General features: G+C 64.9%; 19 protein-coding genes. 11 read left to right on the top strand and 8 right to left on the bottom strand.

Annotation, left to right across the window (positions count from 1 at the left end; translation table 11 throughout):
- The first annotated feature begins 244 nt into the window (after window positions 1-244).
- The 7 genes from HAP41_RS34750 (at window position 245) to HAP41_RS34720 (ending at window position 7,077) form a co-directional block, all read left to right on the top strand.
- A complete protein-coding gene (locus tag HAP41_RS34750; RefSeq protein WP_166088348.1) occupies window positions 245-1,168 on the top strand; it encodes a c-type cytochrome in 924 nt (307 codons plus the stop codon).
- A gap of 365 nt (window positions 1,169-1,533) precedes the next feature.
- A complete protein-coding gene (locus HAP41_RS34745) occupies window positions 1,534-2,259 on the top strand; it encodes a response regulator (protein WP_014497160.1) in 726 nt (241 codons plus the stop codon).
- Between the two features lie 107 nt (window positions 2,260-2,366).
- Window positions 2,367-3,002, top strand: a complete 636-nt coding sequence (locus HAP41_RS34740) for a DUF1127 domain-containing protein (RefSeq protein WP_166088362.1) — start codon at window positions 2,367-2,369, stop codon at window positions 3,000-3,002.
- 186 nt (window positions 3,003-3,188) lie between these two features.
- Window positions 3,189-4,097 carry a cytochrome-c peroxidase gene (locus HAP41_RS34735; protein ID WP_224580660.1) on the top strand — a complete coding sequence of 303 codons (909 nt, stop codon included), beginning with the start codon at window positions 3,189-3,191 and terminating at the stop codon, window positions 4,095-4,097.
- A 14-nt stretch (window positions 4,098-4,111) separates the two neighbouring features.
- Window positions 4,112-5,803 carry a DAHL domain-containing protein gene (locus HAP41_RS34730; RefSeq protein ID WP_248577139.1) on the top strand — a complete coding sequence of 564 codons (1,692 nt, stop codon included), beginning with the start codon at window positions 4,112-4,114 and terminating at the stop codon, window positions 5,801-5,803.
- A gap of 26 nt (window positions 5,804-5,829) precedes the next feature.
- Window positions 5,830-6,594: an ATP-binding protein gene (locus HAP41_RS34725; protein ID WP_248577138.1), complete on the top strand. Its 765-nt coding sequence runs from the start codon at window positions 5,830-5,832 to the stop codon at window positions 6,592-6,594.
- 198 nt (window positions 6,595-6,792) lie between these two features.
- Window positions 6,793-7,077: a hypothetical protein gene (locus tag HAP41_RS34720; RefSeq protein ID WP_135215059.1), complete on the top strand. Its 285-nt coding sequence runs from the start codon at window positions 6,793-6,795 to the stop codon at window positions 7,075-7,077.
- Window positions 7,078-7,131: 54 nt separating this feature from the next.
- On the opposite strand, the gene HAP41_RS34715 is transcribed toward HAP41_RS34720, so the two are convergent.
- Window positions 7,132-8,019 carry a VOC family protein gene (locus HAP41_RS34715; protein WP_166088393.1) on the bottom strand — a complete coding sequence of 296 codons (888 nt, stop codon included), beginning with the start codon at window positions 8,017-8,019 and terminating at the stop codon, window positions 7,132-7,134.
- Between the two features lie 172 nt (window positions 8,020-8,191).
- On the opposite strand from HAP41_RS34715, the gene HAP41_RS34710 reads away from it, so the two are divergent.
- From HAP41_RS34710 to HAP41_RS34695, 4 genes are all read left to right on the top strand, one after another.
- Entirely contained in the window at window positions 8,192-9,385 is a 1,194-nt protein-coding gene (locus HAP41_RS34710; RefSeq protein ID WP_166088423.1) for a CaiB/BaiF CoA transferase family protein, read from the top strand.
- A 105-nt stretch (window positions 9,386-9,490) separates the two neighbouring features.
- On the top strand, window positions 9,491-10,546 hold the full coding sequence (locus HAP41_RS34705; protein WP_166088427.1) for a LacI family DNA-binding transcriptional regulator: 1,056 nt from the start codon (window positions 9,491-9,493) through the stop codon (window positions 10,544-10,546).
- A gap of 213 nt (window positions 10,547-10,759) precedes the next feature.
- Window positions 10,760-12,118: an ABC transporter substrate-binding protein gene (locus tag HAP41_RS34700; protein WP_166088469.1), complete on the top strand. Its 1,359-nt coding sequence runs from the start codon at window positions 10,760-10,762 to the stop codon at window positions 12,116-12,118.
- Between the two features lie 93 nt (window positions 12,119-12,211).
- Complete coding sequence (locus HAP41_RS34695; protein ID WP_166088471.1) at window positions 12,212-13,144, top strand: dihydrodipicolinate synthase family protein; 933 nt, start codon at window positions 12,212-12,214, stop codon at window positions 13,142-13,144.
- 94 nt (window positions 13,145-13,238) lie between these two features.
- Here HAP41_RS34695 and HAP41_RS34690 read toward each other — a convergent pair whose 3' ends face one another.
- The 7 genes from HAP41_RS34690 to HAP41_RS34660 form a co-directional block, all read right to left on the bottom strand.
- Entirely contained in the window at window positions 13,239-14,426 is a 1,188-nt protein-coding gene (locus tag HAP41_RS34690) for a caspase family protein (RefSeq protein ID WP_166088473.1), read from the bottom strand.
- A 37-nt stretch (window positions 14,427-14,463) separates the two neighbouring features.
- On the bottom strand, window positions 14,464-15,144 hold the full coding sequence (locus tag HAP41_RS34685; protein WP_166088475.1) for an SDR family NAD(P)-dependent oxidoreductase: 681 nt from the start codon (window positions 15,142-15,144) through the stop codon (window positions 14,464-14,466).
- 4 nt (window positions 15,145-15,148) lie between these two features.
- Entirely contained in the window at window positions 15,149-16,363 is a 1,215-nt protein-coding gene (locus HAP41_RS34680) for a sialidase family protein (RefSeq protein WP_166088478.1), read from the bottom strand.
- On the bottom strand, window positions 16,360-17,787 hold the full coding sequence (locus HAP41_RS34675) for a sodium:solute symporter family protein (RefSeq protein WP_166088480.1): 1,428 nt from the start codon (window positions 17,785-17,787) through the stop codon (window positions 16,360-16,362). The genes HAP41_RS34680 and HAP41_RS34675 overlap by 4 nt, the downstream gene beginning before the upstream one ends.
- Window positions 17,788-18,081: 294 nt before the next feature.
- Complete coding sequence (locus HAP41_RS34670; protein WP_071916026.1) at window positions 18,082-19,230, bottom strand: amidohydrolase; 1,149 nt, start codon at window positions 19,228-19,230, stop codon at window positions 18,082-18,084.
- 229 nt (window positions 19,231-19,459) lie between these two features.
- The gene (locus tag HAP41_RS34665; RefSeq protein WP_166088486.1) at window positions 19,460-20,548 is read right to left on the bottom strand and encodes a mandelate racemase/muconate lactonizing enzyme family protein; all 1,089 of its coding nucleotides are present in this window, start codon (window positions 20,546-20,548) and stop codon (window positions 19,460-19,462) included.
- A gap of 163 nt (window positions 20,549-20,711) precedes the next feature.
- Window positions 20,712-21,473: an alpha/beta fold hydrolase gene (locus HAP41_RS34660; protein ID WP_206706250.1), complete on the bottom strand. Its 762-nt coding sequence runs from the start codon at window positions 21,471-21,473 to the stop codon at window positions 20,712-20,714.
- Window positions 21,474-21,526 lie beyond the last annotated feature (53 nt).

The following is a 21,526-nucleotide window of genomic DNA, read 5'->3' as shown; positions in this document are numbered from 1 at the left end:
GTGACATCGCGCCGGAAGCCGATAACTCGCACGGGATTACAATTGTAACGCGAGCGGCGGGCGATGAAACGGCACGGAAACACCGCGCTGTTAATCCGGCAGACCTCCGCATGGCACACCTTCGCAGATATTGGCGCGTTGGCGTCGGCCGAAATTCATTTTTGACGATCCGGATGTCGCGCGGCATCGGTCGCGCCCAATTCATTGAGGACTGGCATGGACAAATATTGTCGCCCTGATTGCGATGGTTGCGTTCATCGCGTTTCTGGCCTGGCTGGGCGTTCGCGCCTCCCGGACGAAATCTGCTCTGGCGAAGTGGAGCGGCATGGTGCTGACGGCCATGCTGGCCATCTCAGTGTTCGGCGTTGCCGCTTTGACCGCGGTCGGTATCGTCCGGCAACACGCCCGTTCTGCGCCGGTCCCGGATGTGAAGATCGAGGCGACACCGGACCAGATTGCCCGAGGCATGGCCGTGGCCGACGGCTTTTGCGCCGCATGTCACTCGCAGACCGGGACGCTGACCGGCGGCGGCGACGTGGCCAAGGATCTCCCGATTCCCATCGGCTCGTTCGTGCCGGCCAATCTCACGCCCGCCGGCGTCTTGAAGAATTGGTCCGATGCCGAGATCTTTCGTGCCATTCGCAATGGGATCGACGCGAGGGGGCGCTGGCTGGCGATCATGTCCTTCACCAATGCCGGCCGGCTCAGTGACGACGACACCAAGGCGGTGATCGCCTACATCCGCAGCCTGCCCGCGAGCGGTACGCAGACCCCGGATCCGCCGGATCGCTTCAGCCTGCTGGGCATCGTGATGCTGGGCGCCGGACTGTTGCCGGATGCGAAGCCCGTCTTCACCGGCGTGATCACCGCGCCGCCGAAGGCGCCGACGGCGCTCTATGGCAAGTACCTGCTGTCCTATCAGGATTGCCGCGAATGCCACGGCAGGGATCTCGGCGGCGGCGTGCCGGGACAATTGCCGCCGCTCGGACCGGACCTCGGTATCGTCAAGAACTGGAGCCTTGCGCAATTCGTCGACACCATGCGCACAGGCGTTGATCCGAACGGGCATCGGCTCGGCGAGCAGATGCCGTGGCGGCCGATCGGGCGGATGGATGACGACGATCTCGCCGCGATCTACCAGTACCTGTTGGCTCTGCCGGGCTCCTGATGATTCCGTGAAGCCCGCAAACGATCGCGCCCTGCGGGGGCGGGCAACAGCCTGCGCAGCACATCGCAGTCGCTGAACGACAGCGCAGGCCGCAGGCTTCCTATCGCCCCAAAGTAGTAAGCGTTGGGATCACAATTATTCACGTATGCGACATCCGGCGGAATTAGCCGCAGAATTACCCTGTTGCGACGTCATCACGGCACCATAGATAGACTCAGTGTGTGCCGATGGCCTCGGATATCCCGTTCTATTTTGAGCGATTCCAATTCGGACGACATCAATATCATTTCACCACAGCCGGACGTTGACGTTCGCAATTCTTAGGTACAGCTCACTCGGCGGACGGCGAATTTTGAGAGTATGGAATGCTTGCAGATATTGGCCACATCGTCGTCGTCGATGACGATCCGACGTTAAGGCAAATGGTGATCAAATATCTCGAGGAGCACAATATCCCGACGAGGGCGGCCTCCAACAGATCGGAATTGAACCACTATCTCGATGGCAGCCAGCCGAGCCTGATCATCCTCGACCTTCGGCTTGGTCAGGATGACGGTCTGGACCTGTTGAGGGAAATCCGGTCGCATTCCGACGTGCCGGTCATCATCACCACGGGCCATCGTCCCGACGAGATCGATCGCATCGTCGGGCTCGAGCTCGGCGCCGACGACTACATCATCAAGCCGTTCTCCCTGAGGGAGCTGCTGGCGCGCGTCCGCGCGGTGTTGCGGCGGCAGGAGATGGGACGGGCCGCGCGCGCCCGCGATCCCGAGCGCGGGGGCTATCGCTTCAGTGGCTGGAAGCTCGAACGCCGCAGCCGAAAGCTGACCGATCCCGACGAAGCGCCGGTGCCGTTGAGCAAGGGAGAATATGCGCTGCTGCTGGCCTTTCTCGAGGCGCCGCAGCGTCCCCTGACCCGCGAGCATCTGCTGCAGGCGACCCGCATCCATGAGGATATTTTCGATCGCAGCATCGACGTCCAGGTGCTGCGGCTGCGGCGCAAGCTGGAGACCGATCCGAGCGCGCCGCGCGTCATTCAGACCGAGCGCGGCGTCGGCTATGTCTTCGCGGTGCCGGTCGATCCGTTCTAGAAGCAATTGGCGGATTGCAATTGTAGCCAATTTGCCGATGGCGGTGACCTTGGCGTAACAGCGGGCCGTCAGATTGCCTCCCATCAACAGCGTGTGGGAGATTTACGATGGAGAAGTATTCTCACAGTGTGAGCCGCGTTGCCTTGCCGGGTCACATGGAACTCGACAGGGCGAACTGGGTCGCACGATCCGACGGTCGCGGCATGGTCCGTCTCGGTGCGGTTGCCGCGAGGCATCGCGCGCCGGACATCGCTTCGCCGCCGGACGTACCGCCTGCCGGGCAGGATCAGCCCGTCACCACATTCTGGTGGGCGGTCTTCGCCTCCTTGATGGAAGGCTTTGCCCTTTACGGGGCGGCCTTGCATCCGACTGCAGCCGCGCCGGTTCAGGCGATGCTGGAGGCCACGAGAGATTGCCGGTCGCCCTCGGCGGGTCGCGAGCCCGCGGAGAAGAGCGGCAACGATGGAGCCGACAACAATGGGAATGACAACAATGGGAATATCGTCAGGCTCGATCGCGCCGAGCCACGCGATGCGCGACTGGAGCGGAGCTGGAATCGGCTGGGATCGCTCGGCGCGACCCTCGGGACTCTGATGGACCTGCCTGCGCACTGGCGTCGGGAACGTGAGATCAGGAAGGCCGTCGCTGCGTTGATGGAGTTCGATGACCGGACCTTGCGGGACCTCGGGATTTTCGGCAGGTCGGACATCGAGCGGGTGGTGAGGTACTGCCGTGATTGCTGACACCATCGCCCGGAGCATGTGGCGGCCACCTTCGCGAAATCATCCAGCTTCGATCAAAATTCCTTGAGCAGCCGCGACAATTCTCGCTTCACCCCCACATTGCTGGGCGTGCAGCAGTTCGCCAGATTTCTCGGGGCCGGACGAGGTGCCGGCCTTCGACGTTGCGCGATCGTGATTTGCGCACTGGTGCCGTGCTCTCTGAAGGTCTCTCCGGCACCGTCGCAGTCCCCATCTGCCTTCGTGTCGGTCCGCAAGGATGAGCCCATCACGCCCATTCCGGCACCGCCGGCAATCAATCTGCTGAAGGTCAAGCTCGGCGAACGACTGTTCTCCGATCGCAGGCTGTCGCACGACAATTCACGCAGTTGCGCATCGTGTCACGATATCGCGACGAACGGCGCGAGCCCGAGGCAGCACGATGTCGGCCCCGACGGGGCGGCGATCGCGCTCAACACGCTCACCGTCTTCAATGCGGCGCTCAGCTTTCGCTTCGGCTGGGAAGGAAAATTACGCAACATCGAAGCCGATACCAGGGCGTCGCTGGAAAGCCCGCGCACCATGGCGAGCAGCTCGGTCGAGATCGCAGAGAAGCTCAATGCCGATCCCGACATGCGCGAGAGCTTCTTCGCGGCTTACGGCCACCGCCCGGAGCGCGGCGATGTCGTCGACGCGCTCGCGAACTTCCAGCGCACGCTGGTCACGCCGGGCGGCAAGTTCGATCGTTGGCTGGCGGGTGACGCCGCGGCGCTGTCGGAGGACGAGCTGGGCGGCTACCAATTGTTCAAATCGCTGGGCTGCGCGTCCTGCCATCAGGGCGTCAATGTCGGCGGCAATCTGTTCCAGCGCCACGGCATATTCCACCCGCTCGCATCGCCCGAGCCGAAAATTCTGCGCGTGCCGAGCCTGCGCAACGTCGCGACCACGCCGCCGTATTTCCATGACGGCAGCGCGCCGACGCTCGATGACGCGGTTCGCAAGATGGCCTTTGCTCAATTGAACGCCACGTTGACGGAGAAGCAGGTCAAGGCGCTCGTCGCCTTTCTGAACAGTCTGACCGGCACCTATCGCGGCGCGACTGTCGGAGGCTCCCCATGAAATTTGCCCCCGCCGTGATCGGCGTAACCTGCGTGCTCGCCCTGCTGACCTGGCTGTTGTTGAACGGGCTGAACTTCAATTCGGTGCGTTACGACCGTCAGCTCCAGGCGCTTGGCGACTTCACCCGGTTCGAACGCGCGATGACCAGGGAAGTGCTGACTGCGCGCGTCGGCCTGTCGCGCAACTATGACAAGCTGGTGCAGATGACCGATGCCTATGACGACGCCCTGACGCGGCTGCGCGAAACGCCGGGTCTCAACGCCGAAGAGACCAGGGCCATCGATGTGCTGTCGGCACGCGCCCTCCGGCAGGAGGACCTGGTCGAACGGTTCAAGAGCCGCAACGCGCTGCTCCAGAACTCCTTTGCCTATTTCGGTCTGTTCAGCGACAAGCTGGCCGAGTCGGATCAGCGGGCGCTGGTCACGGCCGCCTCCGCATTGGCGGCAGCGATGCTGCGCCTGACGCTCGATACGTCGGACGTCGTGGCGCGTCAGGTCCAGGGTCGATTGGAAGAGCTGGCGCTCGTGCAAACGCCGCCGCAGGACATGGATTCGGTCCGCGCGTTGTTGATGCACGGGGAGATGCTGCATGACCTTCTGCCCGACATCGACACGATCGTGAAGACGCTCGTCGCCGAATCGAACAACCGCGAGCAGGATGCCGTATTGGCATTGATCACCAGGCGTCAGCTCGCCTCGCGGGCGTCGGCGCGCCGGGTACGCCTGTTGCAGTTCATGACGTCGCTGCTGCTGCTCTGCGGCGTGGTCTATTTCGGATTGCTATTGCACCGGCGCGCGGTCACGCTGCGCCGCCGTGCGGCGTTCGAGCACGTCATGGCCGGCATCTCGATGCGGTTCATCGATTCGAGCCGCGAGAGGATCACCGCTGACGTCGAGACCGCGCTGCAACAGCTTGCCGGATGCATCGGTGCGGATCGCGCCTATTTCGTCGGCGCGACCGGGACGACGACAAGCACCTATCGGTGGTCCCGCGACGGGATCGCATTCGAGCCGGGTTGGCCGGATCGCGCGCTGAGCCTCGCGCCACGCTTCGACAGTGGCGAAGGCGGTATCGTTTATATTCCCAAGGTCAAGGCCGCCCATCCCGACGATACGATGAACCTGCTCGAGGACGCCGGCGTCGGCGGCTGGCTGTGCGTGACGGCGGTCCGGGGACATCGCGATGAAATCCTCGGCTTCGATACCGTGCCGGCCGGGGCGCTCGCATACTGGTCCGAAGTCTCGTTGTTTCGCATGGCGTTCGACGCCATCGGCAACGCGATCCGCCGGGTGCGGCTCGAAGGCGAGAAGGAGCGCTTGCAGGCGAGCCTGCAACAGGCACGCCGCATGGAAACCCTCGGCACCTTTGCCAGCGGTATCGCCCACAACTTCAACAATATCGTCGGCGCGATTCTCGGCTATGCCGAGATCGCCGAGGCGCGAATCCGGTCGGGAGGCCGGCCGGCCGGCAGCCTTGCGGAGATCCGCCGTGCCGGGGAGCGGGCGCGCGAACTGGTCGAACAGATTCTCGGCTTCGGCCGCCGCGGCGAGGGCAGGCGGGAGCGTGTCTGCGTCAGGACCCTGATCGACGAGACCAGATCGCTGCTGGCAGCTTCGTTGCCTTCGCACGTCCAGTTTGAGGTGAACGAGTCGGCCGAAGAGGCCACCGTGATGGGCGAGCCCGCCCAGTTGCAGCAGGTGATCTGAATCTTTGCAACAATGCGGCTCAGGCGATGACGGAGCCGGGTTGCATCGAACTCGGCATCAAGGTGTGCGATCTTCAACAGCCATTGTCGATCGGACGCAGTGAGGTCGGCCCCGGCCGCTTCACCGTGATTTCGGTCACCGATCCGGGGCCGGGAATGGACGAGGCGACGCTGGAGCGGATCTTCGAGCCCTTCTTCACGACGCGCCCGGACGGCAACGGCATCGGGCTCGCAACCGTTCGCGAGATCGCGGAGCAATATGGCGGCGCCGTCGCCGTGCAGAGCGAGCCGGATGCGGGCACGCGCTTCGACGTCTGGCTGCCATCCGGCGATCCCGACGAGGCGGTGCCGGTTCAGCACAGCCCCGATCTTGCGTTCCGTGGCGCGGGCGAGACGGTGCTGGTGCTCGACACCGACCGCCGTCTCCTGTTGCGCCATGAGGAAATCCTCGCGGCGCTGGGTTATGAGCCGGTTGGGTTCACCAGGCTGGCGGAGGCGATCACTGCCTGCCGCACCGCGCAAACGCGCTTCGATGCGGCGCTGGTGTGTCACATGCCCGGGGGCTCCTCGATCGAGCTGGCGGCGGCATTGCACGCGGCGGCGCCGGCCTTGCCGATGATTCTGGCGAGCCCATCGACGCGCGAGCTGGCGGTGCCGTCGCTGGAGACGTCAGGGATCACCGAGCTCGTTCATCACCCGCTGATATCGGCGGAGCTCGCCGGCGTCCTGGCGCGGAGCGTCGCCTCGTCGGCCGCGCGACGACGCGTGAGACGGGCCGCCGTGGCGCGGTAGAGCGTTTTCGAGCGAAGCGGATACCGGCGCGCGCGAAGAAAGCGCGTCAAAACAGGAATCCAGAGCTGGCGCACGACAATCGGCGATCGCGGTTGCAATGGTAACGCGATGTCGCCGCGGGCGAAATGGTCGAGTAGCCGGGACCTCCTATCCATCGCATGCGCATCGTCGCAACGTCACCGCGATAGGAGAATGATGATGTCAATCAGACTTGGCGTGACCGTCGTCGCAGCTACGTTTCTGTTCGGATCGGTTTCCAGCCTCAGGGCTGCCGGAGGCGCAAGCGCGCCTGTGACCATGTCCTCGCCTGGCAGTGTGGACGCAATGAAGTTCGCGGACCTGTCCCGGCAGGCTCCCATCGGTCACCGGCAGCCGCGACGCAGCGACGTGCCCGGGTCGACGCAAGCCTCGCCCCAAGACGCGGAGCTGCAGCGGCTCGACAGGGAGATCGACCGCCGGCTGATCATCTGCCGTGGCTGCTGATGGCCGGCCGAGGTCATGGATCGCGCGCGCCGCAAGGCGCGCGTTCGCCACTCCCTATCCCTCGTATTGATCCGGCCCCATCGCCCAGAGCGACTGATCGTGGCCGAATGCGTAATTGCGGTTGTTGATCGCCGGATTGCGATTGACCATCGGCCGCATGAACATCGGATGGGTCGCGCTGCGGACCTCGTGCTCGACCGTGAAGAGATGCCTGCCGCTGTCGAGATCGACGATGTCGCAGAAGCGGTACTGGTATTGATTGTCCTCACGCGAGATCAGGTCGCGCGCCAGGAGTTTGCGGTAGGGGCCGGAGAAGTCGGTGATGTACATCTGCACGTGGTGGCCGTCGTAGTCGCCCTGGGGCCGATCGGTCTCGCGGAACAACAGATGCTGGTCGCGGCCGGTCTTCACGGCGGCGACCTGGCCGTCGCCGTTTCGCAAGCTTGCGGGCATGCCCATGATCTCGGGGTAGAAGGCGCAAATTGCCTTTGTGGTGCCTTCCGGCACGTCGAACTCGACATAGGGAATGCCGAGCGCGATGCGTCCGAAGCGCGCGGCGTCCGGTTCGTAGCAGCGCAGTCGGTTGCCCCACGGACAGGTCGCCTCGACATGATCGTTGTGCTCGGCGAACGCGAACGCCGTGCCCTCGAGCTTCTTCGCGACCGACGCGAGCCGCGCCAGCAGCGCCTCGCGGCCCTCGATGACCAGCCCGACATGGCCGCGCAGCACCTGCGGCCTGCCGCTCGGCAGGTGAAACTGGCTCCGTCCGGCATTGATCCACATGTTGGTGTCGGACACCATCAGGTAGGGATCGCGGGTCAGTCCAAGCCCGGTCACGTAGAACAGCGTGGCGAGGCGCTGGTCGGGGACCTGGATGTTGACGTGCTCGAAATGGATCGCGTTGCCGAGATCTTCTGCGGATCGATCGAATTGTTGCGGCATGGATGTGCTCTGGCTGGGGGGACGGACGGGGCAATACTAGAGCAGAATTTCCGCCAGCCGAAACAGTCAGGCGATCACATCTTGGGGGCAGGGGCACGATGTCCTCTGCCGCCTTGCCGTGGCAGCCAGTCCCTGTAATCTGGCGAGAACATATGAATATGGGAAGGGATCGATGGGAGGAGTTTTGGAGGGCGTGCGCGTCCTCGATTTCGGGCGCTATATCGCAGGGCCCTATTGCGCGACCTTGCTGGCCGAATTCGGCGCCGAGGTCATCCGCGTGGAAAAGCGCGACGGCAGCGAGGATCGCTTCGTGGCGCCGGTCGGCGAGGGCGGCGAAGGCGCGCTGTTTCTGCAGGTCAACCGCAACAAGAAGTGCATCACGCTCGATCCGATGAAGCCGGAAGGGCAGGAGGTGATGCGCCGCCTGATCGCGACCGCGGACGTCGTCGTCGCCAATCTGCCGCCGCAGACCCTGCGCGCGATGAGGCTCGACTACGACTCGCTGAAGGCGATCAAGCCCGACATCATCCTGACGACCGCGACCGCGACCGCGTTCGGCGGGCCGGGGCCCTGGTCCGACCGCGTCGGCTTCGATGGCGTCGGCCAGGTCATGTCGGGCTCGGTGTACATGACCGGTGCCGGCGACCCGCCATATCGCGCTGCGGTGAACTGGGTCGATTTCGGAACGGCGCTGCATTGCGCGTTCGGGACGCTCGCAGCCCTGATCGAGCGCGGCAAATCCGGACGCGGGCAGATCGTCGAGGGCGCGCTGCTCGCAACCGCGCTGTCCTTCACCAATGCCACGCTGATCGAGCAGGCGGTCATCAACGTCAACCGTGTTCCGACCGGCAATCTCGGCCAGACTGCAGCGCCGGCCGACATCTATCGCACCAGGGACGGCTGGGTGCTGTGCCAGGTCACGGGGCATCCGTTGTTCAAACGCTGGGCGAAGCTGATGGGTGAGGAGGAGCAGTGGCTGAATGATCCGCGCTTTGCCGACGACATCAGCCGCGGCAACAACGGCCCCGTCATCAGCGCGCGGATGGCGCGCTGGTGCGCCGAGCGCACCACGCAGGAGGCTGTCGACACGCTGGGCAAGGCGATGATTCCGACCGGGCCCGTCCTCAGCCCGCAACAGGCGCTGGACCATCCGCATATTCGCGCCGCCGGCTTCATGCAGGAGGTCGAATATCCCGGCCTGCCGAAACGCGCACCCGTCGCCCGCGCCGCCGTCCGGTTGTCGGAAACGCCGGGCGAGATCGCATCGCGTCCGCCGACGCTCGGCGAGCATACCGACCTCGTCCTGACGGAGCTTGGCTACGACGTGGCCGCGATCGCGGCGCTTCGGCAGGGCGGGATCGTCTAGGAAGCGCGGGCGCCTCACGCCAGGAGATTTTCATTGAGGACTCCGGTGGTCGTCAATACCATGGCAAGGTATTGATCGATCAAGCGTTCGACCGACGTGGCGGGGATGGTGGCAGGTTCAAAGAGAGCGCGTGGAGGCAGCGGCCGCGTCAAGCTCGAGGAGGTCGCCCGCAAGGCCAATGTCTCGACCGCGACCGTCTCGCGCGCCTTCAACGAGCCCGACAAGGTTTCCGAAGAGGTCAGGCAGCGGGTCAAGGACGCCGCACGCGCGCTGAACTGGATTCCCAATGCTGCCGGACGGGCGCTGGCCTCGCGCCGGACGCATATCGCCGGCGCCATCATCCCGACCCTGGACGACGAAATCTTCGCCCACCAGATCGGCGGCATGCAGACCGTCTTCAGCGAGCGCGGCTTCACGCTGTTCCTGGGTTGCTCGAACTATGATCCGGACGAGGGCTTGCGGCAGGCCGAAGCGATGCTTGCGCGCGGTGTGGAAGCAATTGCCGTGGTCGGCGAAAATCATCCCCCCGAGCTTTTTGACGCGTTCAACTCGCGCGGCATTCCCTATGTCGTGACATACTCCTACAACAAGCTGTCACCGCATCCGTGCATCGGCTTTGACAATCGCGCCGCGTTCAGCCGCATGACGGAGCATCTGCTGTCGCTCGGCCATCGCCGGTTTGCCGCCATCTTCCAGCCGGACACCAACAACGACCGCGTCAAGGAAAGGCTTCGCGGCGTCAGCGAAGCGCTCGCGGCCGCGGGTTTGGAACTCGCGGCGCAGGATCTGATGATGGGTCCCTCGACGCTGGAGTTCGGCGCGGCCAGCTTTGCCGGATTGATGACGCAAGCCGTCGACGTTCGGCCGACCGCGATCGTTTGTGGCAACGACAATCTGGCGCTCGGTGCGTTGATGGCTGCGCGGGAATGCGGCCTCGACGCGCCCGGGGATTTTTCGATCACCGGCTTCGATGATCTTGCGATTTCATCGCGCTTTTCTCCGGGGCTTACGACGATGAAGGTCGACAATCAGGAGATCGGTGTCCTCGCGGCCAACGAGCTCCTCGCCGTGATCGCGGGCCGGCAAGCGCAGGCGCAGTCCCGCGAAGTCGTGCCTGTTCTGAAAATCCGCGACAGCGCAGGTCACGCCAGGGGCGCCTGATCCCGCAGTGAGCGGTCGTCTCTTCGATAGCGCGCCTGGTCCCGCCAAGAGGGCTGCTTCCCGCTCAAAGGGCCGCTTGACTCCTGATATGTAAGCGCTTACATGGGCGCGTTTTTAAACGCCATGAGAGCAACCGGCGGGCCCCTCGCCGGATGAGACGGAGAGGAAACGACAATGCGGAATAGCGTTTTGCGGTGGGCCAGAAACTGTTCGATGGCGGTTTCGCTGCTCTTGCCGATGATGGGAACGGCGAGCCCGGCAGCCGCCGAGGAGAAGCTCGTCGTCTGGTGGAACAAGGGCTACTACAAGGCCGAGGAAGACGCGCTGCTCGCCGTCATCAAGAAGTTCGAGGCCAAGACCGGGGTCAAGGTCGAGCTGTCGCAATATGCGACGCAGGACATGATGCCGAAGCTGGTGGCGGCGCTCGATGCCGGCAGTCCGCCCGACGTTACCTATGCGGACACCTACCATTTCCAGGGCGCCGGCAAGTGGGCCTCCGAAGGCAAGCTGGTCGATCTCGGCTCCGTGCTCGCACCGATCAAGGGCGAGTTCTCTCCGCAGTCGCTCGAAACGGTCATGCTGTACAACGACAAGACCAAAGCGAAGGCCTATTACGCCTTCCCGCTGAAGCAGGCGACGCTGCATCTGCATTACTGGAAGGACATGCTGGAGGAGGGAGGTCTCAAGGAGACCGACATCCCGAAGGACTGGAAGGGCTATTGGTCGTTCTGGTGTGACAAGGCGCAACCGGCCGTGCGCAAGGCGTCCGGCAAGCGCATCTACGGCGTCGGCCATCCGATGGGCGTCGACGCCACCGACAGCTTCATCTCGTTCCTGGTGTTCATGGACGCCTACAACGTCGTGCTGGTCGACGACAACGGCAAGCTCCTGGTCGACGATCCCAAGGTGAAGGCGGGCCTCGTCGCCGCCATGACGGACTATGTCGAGTTCGCCGCGAAAGGCTGCACGCCGCAATCGGCGACGAGCTGGAAGGATCCCGACAACAACGTCGCCTTCCACAACAAGACGACGATCATGACGCACAATTCGACGGTTTCGCTCCCCGGCAAATGGCTCGACGACGTCGGCAACGAGACGCTCACCGCCGAGCAGCGCGACGAAGCCAAGAAGAACTATAATGACCGCATCCGCACCATGGTCTGGCCCAACAAGCCGGATGGTACGCCGGTCCACACCCGCGCCTCCGTGGTGGTCGGCCTGATCTTCGAGCAGGCCAAGAACAAGGACCGCGCCAAGGAGTTCGTCTCGTTCCTGCTGCGCGACGAGAACCTCCAGCCCTATGTCGAAGGCGCGCTCGGTCGCTGGTTCCCGGTCAAGACGGCCGCGCAGAAGTCCGCCTTCTGGGACGGCGACGTTCATCGCCGCGCCGTGCGCGACCAGTTCTTCGCCGGCGTCGGCGGCTACGAGATGAGCAAGAACTACAAGTTCACCACCCTCAACAACGAGAACGTCTGGATGAAGGCCGTGAACGCCATCGTCACCAACAAGGTGCCGGTCGACAAGGCCGTCGACGACATGATCGCGCGCATCAAGGAAGTGGCCGGCAACTGATCGCCAGCCCGAACAGCTACGCTCACGCGTCGCAAGACGCGTGAGCGGCAGGCTCCTGCCTGTCACCGAATTCAACGTCTTGGGAGCCGATTTGTGACTGCAACCATCAAGGGCATCATTCCGGTGATGCTGACGCCGTTCACCGAAGCCGACGCGATCGACTATGCGGGCCTCGAAAACCTCGTCGAATGGTACATCGCCAATGGCGCGGATGCGCTGTTCGCCGTGGCCCAGTCGAGCGAGATGCAGTTTTTGAGCCTCGAGGAGCGCGTCGCGCTGGCGCGCTTCGTCGTGCGGCAGGCGGCGGGCCGGGTGCCCGTCATCGCGTCAGGCCATGTCAGCGAATCCCGCGACGATCAAGTGACCGAGCTGACCTCCATCGCCGCGACCGGTGTGGACGGACTGGTGCTGGTGACGAACCGGTTCGATCCGAAGGGGCAGGGCGGAACGGTCTTCATGGACAATCTGCGCCATCTGCTCGATGCGCTGCCCGCCGATCTTCCGCTCGGCCTCTACGAATGTCCCGCGCCGTTCCGGCGGCTCATGACTGACGACGAACTGGCGTTCTGCGCCGAAAGCGGGCGCTTCGCGATCCTCAAGGACGTGTCCTGCGACCTCGAGACCGTGAAGCGTCGCGTGGCGCTGACGAAAAACTCCTCGCTCGCCATCGTCAATGCCAATGCGGCGATCGCCTTCGACGCCATCAGAAGCGGATCCGCCGGCTTCACCGGCGTGTTCACGAACTTCCATCCCGATCTCTACAAATGGCTCTTGACCGACAGCGCGCGGCATCCGGCGCTGGCGGACGATCTCTCCGTCTATCTCGCGCTCGCCGCGATGGCCGAGCCGATGGGATATCCCAAGCTGGCGAAACTGTACCATCAGAGGCTCGGCACGTTCTCATGCGTCCGCAGCCGCGCCGTCGACTTCGACATCCGCGAGCGGTTCTGGGCGCTCGACGCATTGCTCGACAAGATCATGCAGGGGCAGGAGATGTTCCGCGCCAGGATTGCAGCCACGCGCTGATCATGGCTCTCGCAGATCTCGATGATATGGGGCGATCGTCGCGTGACTGCGGCAGAGCGGCACCATCTATCGGATGCGTACTGGGCTCGTGCCCTCACTCCGCGCTGCGCTTCCAGGCGCCGGTGCCCAGCTTGCCCGTGATCACCGCGAGTGTATCGCGGATCTCGTAGGCGCCGCCATCGCTATAACCCGAAAGGCCCCTCCGGGCTTGCAGGGTCCAGTGGCCATTTGCAGCAGTCATCGTGCCTTCGTGCGGATGGGCCGAGCGCTGCGGCACGGCGTGGAATTTGTAAGTGCCGTCGTTCATGATCTGCCAGATCCAACGCGACTGTCCGCGGCGGCCCGGTACCGTGATCTCCCAGGTGCCCACCAACGCAGGATCGATCGTCGATGACATCGACGCGCCTGACGGTGCCGGGGACGCGACAGCCGGAAGCGGGGCGACAGGTTCCGCTCCCTCGACGCCGCCCTTTGGTTGCCCGGCCAGGTAAATCGCCTTGCGAGACAGCGAGCCGTAGACGAACGGCTGCTGCTCGTTTCGGGTGGCTTCCATCACTTCGTCGCGGACGTTGCGGAACATGAACGTGACCTCGACGCCCGGTGTCTCGATGTTGCGAAGGAGCGCCGCTGCAAACGGACTGTTGCGCGTGTCGCCGTCAAGCGCCGTGGTGCCGTCTCGTGCGGCATAAGCGACCAGAACGTTGCCGACGGGCTCGATGCGACCGAGCCCGCCGGTCGGCGTCCCCCGGGTGGCGAGCGTGCGGTTTATCCTGGCGGCAAATGGATTATTGCGGCAGGCGTCGAGGATGACGAGGCCAAGGCTCGTGGTATTGGAAACCTGCAACATCACGCTCTGCAGGCTGATGGCTTCGTTTGCCGCGTCCGTGTCCCGCTTCAGTTCTGCGTCGATCGGGATCAGCCAGTTTTCGCCATTGATCTCCATGCCATGGCCCGCGAAATACACGGTCGCCATATCGGCTCCGGCGGCGTCGCGCCCCAATGCGATCAGGCCGCGACGCATCTCGTCGAAGCTGGCATTGGTGACCAGACGGACCGAGAAGCCGAGCCGCTTCAGCGCTGCAGCTATGTCGCCGGCGTCGTTTGGCGGATTGAGCAGCGTGGGCACGTTCCTGTAGGCGCCGTTGCCGATAACCAGCGCGACGCGCCTGCCTTCCGCCGCGGCGCCGGTCGGCATCAGGCCTGCCGCGGCAGTCGCAAGGGTCAGTCCCGAAACAAATTCGCGTCGGTCCACTGGGATCTCGCTTGCTTGAACGAGATCCATCGTCCAACAACCGATTTGGAGTAGCCACGGGTCGAACTCAGAGCGAGCTGCCGCCGCAGATGACGAGTTGCTGTCCGGTGATGGCGGCCGCTTCCGTCGAGAGCAGGAAGGCCACGGCGGCTGCGACTTCCTCCGGGCGGATGAAGCGGCCGATCGGCGGCAGCTTTGGCGTGACATTGGCGCGCGAGGGATCCTTCAGCATCGGCGTCTCGGTTGCGGCGGGGGCAACGACGTTGACGGTGATGCTGCGAGGTGCGAGCTCGAGCGCCCAGGACCGCGCCAGCGCGACCAGCGCCGCCTTGGTCGCGGCATATTGCCCGCGGCCCGCGGCGCCCGATGCGGTGCGGCTGCCTATGAAGACGATGCGTCCGCCGTTCGGCAGGCGCGGCGCCAGCGCATTGGCGAGGCGCCCGGCGACGTCGACATGCAGCCGCCACATCGCCGCGCCGTCGTCATGGTCGAGCGATCCGAGCGCACCGACCTTGAGCAGGCCCGCGGCATGAACCAGCGCGGTCGGCGTGAAGCCTGCCAAGGCGTCGGCAATGCTGTCGACATCATCGAGGTCGAGCGGCAAATGATCGAACGCCGGATGGTCGAACGTCGCAAGGCGGCGGCTGATCCCGGTGACGCGCCAGCCGTCGCGCAGCAGCTGCTCGACGATCGCCGCACCAATCCCCGAGCTTGCGCCCGTCACCAGCGCGTGAGGCCTCTGGTCCATGACCTCAGCCCCGCGTGGCGCGCGTCACCCATGGCTCGGTCACGCGGACATATTTGATGGCGCGGCGGTGGAAGGTGAACGCCATATGGAGCGCGCCGTCGGCGGTCTCCTTGACGGACGGGTAGGACAGCTCGCGGTTGGTCTGGTCGCGCGAATTGTTGGTCATGCAATAGCCGTCGCCGGTCTCGACATTGCGCCTGGTCCAGCTTCGTCCGCCGTCGGCCGAGACGGCCAGCGTCATCGGCGCCCGCGGCGCCCCCCAGAACGCGGTGCGGCCGTCCGCCTTGCTGCCGTCGCCGGCGAGCACCGGCGGCAGATCGTCCTCGATCTCGTCGTAGAGCGAGAGGCGGCGCCCGGTCGCGTCCCTGGCGCTGGAATCGTTGAAGACGAGCGCGAGATGCCCGTTGCCGAGCCGCGTGAGCTGGATCGAGGAATTGTTGTTGGGAAGCACGGTCGCAACAGGCGCCGACCAGGTGCGGCCGTGATCGGAAGACCTGCTCTGGTAGATATTGTCCGCCCAGCGGCTGCGGAACATCGCCAGCAGCGAACCGTCGTCGAGGCGCGCGATGCACATATGCACGCAGCCGCGGCTGCCGGGGACGTCGACGTCGCGCCAGGTCGCGCCGGAATCGGACGAGATCTTCACCGCGCTGGTGTCCTCGTCGCCGTTCCATTTCCGACCCGGCGTGCTGTGGCAATAGAATACGGGCAGCAGCCAGTCGCCATTGTCGAGCACGACGATCGGCTGGCGGATGAAGGTGCCGCGGCCGCGCTGCTCGGGAAACAGCGTCTCGATCGAGCCCCAGCTCTTGCCGTTGTCGCGGGAGAGGCGGCGGCGGATCAGCGCGGTGTCCTGGTTTCCCGCCAGCTGCGCCGTCCACATCAGCCACAGCGTGCCGTCAGGTGCGGGAAACAGCACCGGGTTCTGCTCCGAACGTCCCTTGTCGTCGGACAGCTTTTCGGCCGGAGACCACTGCGTCGCGCCGCGGGGCAGGCGCGAAAAATAGACCGAGATGTCCGACATGCCCTCCTGCGTGCCGCCGAACCAGACGCAGGCCAGATCGCCGTTCGCGAGCGGCATCAGATTGGCGGCGTGGTTCTGCACGCAAGGCGAGGGAATGAAAGCGTCGGACCGGTCGGGATCGCCGGCGGCCGGGCGAACGACGCCGTCGGCGGCGGTCCCGATGTCGGTGGTCACGATCTCGGTATCGATGATCATGTCGAAGTCCTTTCCATCAATGCATTTGGCTGCGGCGTCGTGGCGGCGGCCGGAGCGCGGCCCATCACCAGGCGCTCGACCGCCATCACCACCAGCGGTGTCGCGGCCGCGACATACATGTTGTCGATGCCGAAGGGGTTTCCGAGCATGTACCAGGCCGTCGTCGAGATCGCCGCGCCGATCAGGCCCGCGGTGGCGCCGCGGTTGCTGGCAAACAGCGGCAGATAGAATCCCATCATCGCGATGATCGTGATCGACAGGCGCAGCGCGCGCGTGAAGAACGACAGCTTGAGGATTTCAGGAATGAAGAAGACGAAGACCAGCGGTGCGATGCCGATCGCCACCGAGAATAGGCGGGTCATCTTCAGCTCCCGCTCCGGCGTTGGCTTCCAGTAGGGGACGTAGAAGTCGCGCACCACCAGCGAGGCGATCGCGAGCGCAACCGTGCAGACGCTGACGAAGATCGAGGCGACGAGCGAGGTCGTCACGAAAGCCGAGGCCAGCGGGGGCATCTTCTCCAAAAACACCGGCAGCGCGTAGAGGCTGTTCATGTCGGGATAGAGGAATTTCGCCGCGACGCCGATCAGGGCGAGCAGGAATCCGAGCGGCAGGCAGAACGCCGCCGCATAGAAGGTGGCCCTGCGCGCGTCGTCGGCGCTCGGCGTCGAGGAGATCGCCTGCACGATGAACTGGGTCGAGAAGATCGCGCCGACGGTGCCGAAGGTCCAGGCGAAGATGGTCGCAAAGCCGATCTTGCCGTCCCAGCTGAAGTAATAGGCGGGCAGCTTGGCCTGGATCGGCGCGATGCCGCCGGTCAGCGACATCGCAACCGAGAATATGATGACGATACCGACGACCTTGATGGCGCTGTGCAGGATCGTCACCCAGGCGACGCCCTTCAGCCCGCCGAACACGTAGTAGAAGGTGCTGACCACGGCGATGATGCACATCGCAACAGGCATGCTGACATGCAGTGCGGTGGCGATTGCGGCCGCGCCGCTCACATAGTTGCCGACGTTCACGAGCAGCAGCGCGTAGATCATGATCACCGACACCGTGAGCATGGTCGACTTGCCGTATTTCTGCGCGATCGCCGCCGAGATGGTGTATTCGCCGGAACTGTAGAGCTTCTTCACCATCAGGAACCCGAACAGCAGGAAGCCGATCGAGGCGCCGAGCACGGCCCACCCCGCCGCTATGCCCGACTGAAACGCTTCCTGCGCCGTGCCGACGGTCGATTTGGCGCCGACGAATTCGGACATCATCAGCACGCCGACGACCACCGCCGGCATCGCGCGTGCGCCCGTCATGAACTGATCGCTGGTCCTGCTGCGCAGCCTGAACGTGAGCCAGGACGTGAAGGCGATGTAGGCGACGATCATTGCGACGATGAGCGTGCTGTCGCCATTGAGGATGGCTTGCATCGATGACGTTTCCTCTGATGACGCGGATGCGGTGTTGTGAGCCCGCTTGATCCCGCTGCAGATTGTTCGGAATGCGAACAATTGTTCTTTAATTTCATTATTCCTGCCCGCACGTCCCGCGTCAAGCGCGCGCGACGGTGCGGTGCTGCAACGCGCCCGCCCGGGCAGTCATCGCCGCTGCATGTTCAAAGGGTTGCAGGCCAAAGAAAAAAGTGTCGGTGGGACAGTGCGGCGGGACGGTCGGCGCACGGCCGACGTCATGCGCAGGGAATCCGAGGCCCCGACGTTCCGGGGTCAGTTCGACTTCAGCGCCACCTTGGCGACCTCGGCCATCCAGCTCGAGGCGACCGGCAAAATCGCGTCGTTGAAATCGTAGCGCGGGCCGTGCAGCTCGGCGCCGTCGCGCAATTCACCGTTGCCGATCCAGGCGAAGGCGCCGGGGCACTGCTTGAGGAAGAAGGCAAAATCCTCGCCGGCCATGCTCGGCGCGAGATCGCGTCGCACCTCGGTCTGCACCCTCTCCGCGGCGAGGCGCGCCAGGCCCGCCTCGGCCGGCGTGTTGACCACCACGCCGACGCCCATGACGATTTCGGGCGTGACCTTGACGCCGAAGGTCGTTGCAATGCCTGCGCAGACCTCTCCGATCCGCGCCAGGATGACGTCCTTCACCGCGTCGCGATGATACCGCAGCGTGCCGCCGATGGTGACGCGTCCCGCGATCTGGTTGCGCGCCGTGCCGCCTTCGAGCGTACACAGCGAGAGCACGGCGGTGTCGAGCGGATCGATGCTGCGCGACACGACCGATTGCAGCGCCACGATCAGGTGTCCCGCCGCCATGACGGGATCGCGGGTCAGATGCGGCATGCCGGCATGTCCGGCATGGCCGTCGATGGTGATGCTGACGCGTCCGCCGGAGGCCATCACGACGCCGTCGTGGACCGCAATGGTGCCGGCTGCGAGCCCCGGCCAGTTGTGGAAGCCGAACACCCGCGTCATCGGAAAGCGGTCGAACAGGCCGGCGCCGACCATCGCGCGCGCGCCGCCAAGTCCTTCCTCGGCCGGCTGGAAGATGAAGTCGACGGTGCCGCTCCAGCTGGTGTCGGCGACCAGCAGCGCGGCCGCTCCGAGCAGCGAGGCGGTGTGCCCGTCATGGCCGCAGGCATGCATCACGCCTGATGTCGTCGAGGCGTAGGGCAGTCCGGTATCCTCGGTGATCGGCAGCGCGTCCATGTCGGCGCGCAGGCCGACGCGGCCCTGCGCCGCCCCTCGCGTCAGCGTCGCAACGACGCCGTGGCCGCCGATGCCCGCTTCGAAGGGAATGCCGAGCTCGGTGAGCTTCTCCTGCACGAAGGCAGAGGTGGCCTTCTCGTGGAGGCCCAGTTCCGGGTGCGCATGCAGATGCCGGCGCCACTGGGTCAGTTTCTGGTGCAGTTCGGGGGGCAAGGCGGGGATCTTTCGCAAGGAGGGCCGGTTAATGCCAGCATAGCCGAATATTGAGCCGACCCGTCAAGCGCCTGCGAATGCCTCGCGTGCAGCAGCATCGTCATGGCCGGGCATAGCCGTCCGAAGGACGGCGTCGCTTCCGCTCGCCATAGCCGTCCGAAGGACGGCGTCGCTTCCGCTCGCCTATGACCCGGCCATCCACGTCTTGCTTCGGCCATGACGGATTGCCCTACGGCGAGAGCTTCGCCAGTCCCTTCCAGTCGAAGCTGATGCCATGGCCCGGCCGGTCCGGCGCCAGCGCCTTGCCGTCCGCGAGCACCAGCGGGTGCTCGATATACTTGTCCAGCCCGAAACCATGCGCTTCCAGATACGAGCGGTTCGGGCAGGCCGCGAGCAAATGCACCGTAATGTCGTGCGCGCCGTGGCTGGTGACCGGGAGATTGAACGCCTCCGCGAGCCGCGCGATCTTCATGAACGCACTCACGCCGCCGCAATTGGTGACGTCAGGCTCGGGGTAGGACACCGCGCCGGCGACGATGTAGTTCTTGAACTCCCACAGCGAGCGCAGATTCTCACCGGCCGCGATCGGCACGCCGCCGGCCTGCATGATGCGGGCATGGCCCGCGACGTCGTCGGGGATAACAGGCTCCTCGAGCCAGGTGAGGTCGTAGGGGACGAAGGCGCGGGCGGCGCGGACCGCGTCCTCCACCGTCCATTTCATGTTGGCGTCCGCCATCAGCGGAAAGCCGTCGCCGAGATGTTTGCGCATGGCCGCGACGCGCGCGACGTCGGATTTGAGATCGGGTCGGCCGACCTTCATCTTGATGGCGCGAAAGCCCTTGGCGAGATTGCCGTCGGTCTGGGCGAGCAGCGCCTCGACGGAGAGATCGAGGTCGATGCCGCCGGCATAGCAGGGCACGTGCGCATCGAAGCCGCCGAGCAGGCGGAACAGCGGCAATTTCGCGCGCCGCGCCTTCAGGTCCCACAACGCGATGTCGAGCGCGGACAGCGCCAGCACCGCCGGTCCGCCGCGCCCGCCATAATGCAGGCCCCACCAGACGTGATGCCAGATCGCTTCGGTGTCGTCGGCCTCGCGTCCTTCGATGAGCGGCGGGATCTCGCGTTTGAGGATGTCGGCAGTCGCCCCGCCATTGCGCCCGACCGTGTAGGTGTAGCCGACGCCCTCGGCGCCGTCGGCATCGCGGATGCGGCAGGTGATCAGCTCGAACGCCGCGATCTCGCCATGCGTGGAGTCGGACAGCGTGACGGGGAGGGGAATCCGGTAGAATCCGGTCTCGATTGTCGAGATGCGTGCCATGTTTCCTTCCTGCTTTTCCTTGCAGGCTAGGCCGGCAGGCATCGGCGGGCAACCGCGGGCGATGCAGGGCAGTTCTGTAGGATGGGTAGAGCGCAGCGAAACCCATCATCTTCATGATCGCGGCGATGGGTTTCGCTGCGCTCTCCCCATCCTGCGGACGACGTCATGCGAAGAAACGACGCAGCTCCGCCGCGACGCGAATTGGGTCGCCTTCGTTGTCTGCGGCGATGTGTCCGGCGCCCTTGAATTCAACGCGCGTCGCGTTCGGCAGGATCGCGGCGAGAGCATCGAGAGCGGTGGCGAGATAGCCCTGGCTCCGATCGCCGCCAAGCAGCAGGGTTTCCGTGCTCAAGCTCCTGAAGCGGTCAAGGTCGCCGGCTTTCTCCGCAATCAGCTCGATGTCGTAGTGGACCGTGGGGATGAGCGTGGCCAGAGGCGGCCCGTTGCCAACGGCCGCGTTGGGACGGAGCCGCATCATCATGGCGAAGAACGATTTAAGGACAGGCGCAGGGAGCCTTGTCATGATCTCGTTGTCGCCGGTGCCTTTGAGCACGGCAACAAGGGCGCCCGGCAGATCCCCCTTCGCCAGGGCCGCCTCATAGCCAGCGGCCCAGTAGCGCGGCTGGACCCCGCCGAATTCGAGCGGCGGCTCGTAAAGCGTGAGGCGCGCGATCGCCGGATTGGCGAGCGCGGTGTGCATGGCAACCAAGGCTCCGGCGCTCAATGCAAACACATTTCGTGCGCCCGTCTCGGCGAGAAGCCGGCCGAGATCATCGATCTCGGTCGCCATGCAGTGGTCGGGCCGGAACGGTCCGCTCAGACCACGACCGCGGCGGTCCGGGATGAGAACGGTGAAGCGGTCGGCCAGCGCTGCGCCAAGGTCAGTAAAGCTCGCTGCGCTCTGCAGCGCGCCATGGAGCAGCACCAGTCCGGGGCCTGAGCCCAGTTGCCGATATCCAATGACGGTGCCGTCATTGG

The sequence above is a fragment of the Bradyrhizobium barranii subsp. apii genome (assembly GCF_011516635.5).
GTDB lineage: Bacteria > Pseudomonadota > Alphaproteobacteria > Rhizobiales > Xanthobacteraceae > Bradyrhizobium > Bradyrhizobium barranii.
The sequence above is the reverse complement of the archived record's forward strand: the minus strand, read 5'-3'. Positions and strand labels throughout refer to the sequence as shown.